The 3014-nt window shown below is 69.3% G+C and carries 1 protein-coding gene and 1 pseudogene; both read left to right on the top strand.

The features are described from left to right. The first annotated feature begins 194 nt into the window (after nucleotides 1-194). The gene (locus ACZ7HQ_RS45095; RefSeq protein WP_471003353.1) at nucleotides 195-986 is read left to right on the top strand and encodes a helix-turn-helix domain-containing protein; all 792 of its coding nucleotides are present in this window, start codon (nucleotides 195-197) and stop codon (nucleotides 984-986) included. Nucleotides 987-2076: 1090 nt separating this feature from the next. Beyond that, nucleotides 2077-2949, top strand: a pseudogene (locus tag ACZ7HQ_RS45090) (IS5 family transposase). Nucleotides 2950-3014: the final 65 nt, after the last annotated feature.

The raw sequence follows: 3014 nt of genomic DNA, 5'->3' as shown, positions 1-3014 counted from the left end.
TCTACCACGACCGCCCCGAAAGCGCCCCCGCGCTACCCAACAACCCGAACACGCCTACCGATTGATCGCCAACACCACGAAGAGGGGCACGATCCCCTGAACATGGCCACCCCGATCAGCCTCTTCCGGCCCACACTGCCGTCCGCGTCCGCGGTGATGATGAACATCCTGAACAGGCAGCGGCGGGGTCGGGGTTGTCCATCGAGGTCGTCGAACCGCCGGCCCCGCCGCCGCAGGGCACCGCGGTCGAGTTCAAAGTGCGGGTGCCGCCCAGCGGTGAGATCCCCCTGGTCACGGGCAGGCAGCGGGTCCTCCTCGACGGGCACCTCGTCACCACAGTCCCGTCCCGGCTGCGGCCGGAGGATCTCGCCTACCTGACCATGCGCTACAGCGCCCACCCGGCCGGTCCCGAGCCCGCACCCGCCGCCCTGCCCAGGGCCCGCAGCGGCACGGCCATCCTCGCCGCCGGTGAACCGGTCCAGGTCGACCGCAAGGTCCATCGTGACGGGATCGTCTGCCTGGCCGGCGGCCGTTACCAGGTCGGATTCGCCCTTGCCGGCCGCACGATCACTCTCCGCCTCGACGGGCACCTCATGCACGCCATCGCCGACGACGCCCTGATGGGGACGTGGCCCTGCCTGGTTCCAGCCGACCGTCTGGGGCAGATCGACGGGGCACGAACGGCGACGTCCCCTCTGCCGCCCCCGTCTCTGCCGGCCGGTGCCATCCGGGCCCAGCGCAAGGTGCATGCGAGCGGCCGCTTCCTGATCAACGGCCAGTTCATCAAGCTCGGTCCGCGGCATGCGGGAAAGATCGTCACCGTCGTCATCGAGGACACCCACTACCGGATCCTGCACGGCGAGGAAGAACTCGCCGTCCGGCCGCGCAAGACCCGCGAGCCGATCACCAGGCTCTACGTCAAAGGCATGGGCACCCAGAAGGACCGTCAAGGATCTCCTGACGACAAACCGTCAAGGAAGTCCTGAGACCTCACATGCCAGACGCCGTCAAGCCCCCGGTCGAGTGCGGAGCCGCGACCGGGGGCTCGGTGCGCAGCCGCCCGGAACGGGGGAGAAACGGGCAGCGCGCGTCCTGATGCCGCCACCAGCCTGGACCAGGCCTCACCGGTGCAACAGGCCCACACTGGGCTGGCGGCAACATCACGCTGGCATTCACCCTGTGCAGAATCGATTCGCCACGCGCACAGGTCACCCGAACAGCCCTGGGTATGCCAGCGGCTGGCCGGGTGGAGTGCCGGGCCGTCTGAGGGTGCGGTCCAGGAAGTCTACGGGCGCCTCCGCCGGTGGTGCCGGGCCCTGTTCGGGGGGCCACCCTGGTACAGGACCCGGCAGCCTGGGTGCCGCCTTGGACACGCGGCTCAGCCGAGGCGGGCGCCATACGGGTCAGACGGGACGGATATACGTACAGCCGCCCTGCCGCTTGAGCGGCCGCCTCCGACGGGGACGGAGACGGCCGCCTCTCCAGCGTCAAGACCCCGCCCTTGATTCGCCGTCAGGGCGACGCTGGAGTCCTTGCCCACGCCTGACACGATCGGCGTCCATGCCGGGCGCGGAGAGCCTGCATCAGCGTCACCTCGGCGCCGTCTGTTGAGGAGCACGCCGGCAGGGCCGCGCGTGCACGACGATGGTAGCGCCGACAGCGGTCGCGCCGACGTTGTGGATCTCCTCGGGTTTCTCGTCGGGCCGGATCGGCTCGGTGCACGTGCGCAGATCATCGTCGGAGCTCCTCGGCGAGGGTGTGGCAGGGCCTGTGGGGTCTTACAGAGCCCGGCGTCGTCGGTGCACTGCTCGCACCGGCCGGGGTGGTCGTTGCGGGCGGCCAGTACGGCGCGGCGGGTGCAGGGCCGGCAGGCGCGGGGGAACCAGTGGCCCCCGTCGGTCTCGCGCTCACCGAGGTCGATGGCCGTTGCGGTAGACAGCGGTTCGCCACCCACACGCACTCGGCGCCGCGCGCCCTGGCATCGGACAGGACTTCCAGCGGCGGCAGAAGGTTGGCGGGGATGTCGACTAGGGTCTGTCGTCAAATGATCTTCGATTCGGGGATCGTGGTCGGGTGATACGTCGCCATGAACTGTCCGGTGCCGAGTGGGCCTTCGTGCAGCCGCTGCTGCCCCGGTCTGAGCGGGGCAGCAGCGGCTGGGCGACCGGATGGTTCTCGACGGGATCGTATGGAAGTTCCGAACCGGAACGGCCTGGCGGGACGTGCCCGAGCGGTACGGCTCCTGGGCCACTCTGCACACCCGCTTCCGCCGGTGGGCCAAGGGCGGCACCTTCGAGCGGATGCTCCGGGCCGCCCAGGCCAGGGCCGACGCAGCCGGGGACATCGAGTGGCTGGTCTCGGTCGACTCCACGATCGTCCGAGCCCACCAGCACGCGGCCGGAGCGGGAAAGGGGGGCTCTGCAATCCGGGACCCGGCCGGTCAAGAGGCGGCCTGACCAGCAAGATCCACCTGGCTTGCGATGCTCTGGGGCGACCGCTCGCCTTCACGGTCACCGGCGGGAACACCAACCACTGCACCCAGTTCACCGCCGTGATAAGGCGATCCGGGTGCCCCGGCTAGGGCTGGGACGGCCCCGGGTCCGCCCCGGCCACGTCATCGGCGACAAGGGCTGCAGCGCCAAGGCCATACGCGGCTGGCTGCGGCGACGGAACATCCGGCACACCATCCCGGAGCGGTCCGACCAAATTCGCAACCGGCTCCGACGCGGCAGCCATGGCGGACGTCCGCCGGCCTTTGGCAAGCAGGTCTCCAAGCGGCGCAACGTCGTCGAGCGGTGCTTCAACCGCCTCAAGCAACGGCGCGGCATCGCCACCCGTTACGACAAGACCGCCGAGTCTTACCAAGCAGCCGTTACCCTCGCATCGCTGCTGATGTGGGCGTCACATTTGACGACAACTCCTAGGGCGTGTGTCAAAAGTGGATCTTGAACATGGGATGATCTTGGTTTGTGGCACGTGGAGATCTGACGGACGCGCAATGGGCGGTGCTGGAA

The organism is Streptomyces sp. NPDC037290 (genome assembly GCF_055603245.1).
This window is presented reverse-complemented; position numbering and strand designations above follow the sequence as displayed.